Annotated in this window: 1 protein-coding gene; it reads left to right on the forward strand. The window is 59.5% G+C overall.

The window, feature by feature from the left end:
• Positions 1-247: SecDF P1 head subdomain-containing protein (locus SB772_RS44290; RefSeq protein ID WP_410839062.1), on the forward strand; the 247-nt coding region annotated here is incomplete at both ends.

The following is a 247-nucleotide window of genomic DNA, read 5'->3' on the forward strand; positions in this document are numbered from 1 at the left end:
AGTTCGCGATCGTCCTTGACGACAAAGTCATCTCGGCACCGCGCGCGTTGGCAGTGATTTCTGACGGCAGGCCCCAAATTACCGGCAACTTCACCCAAGCCTCCGCCAAAGCGCTCTCGGACCAGTTGCGCTACGGTGCGTTGCCCATCAGCTTTGATATCCAGTCACAGGAGCAGATTTCCGCCACCCTTGGTGGGGATCAGCTCCGGCTCGGACTGTTGGCCGGCATCATCGGCTTGTCCTTGGT

The sequence above is a fragment of the Paraburkholderia sp. SIMBA_030 genome, from assembly GCF_046535245.1.
Taxonomy (GTDB): domain Bacteria; phylum Pseudomonadota; class Gammaproteobacteria; order Burkholderiales; family Burkholderiaceae; genus Paraburkholderia.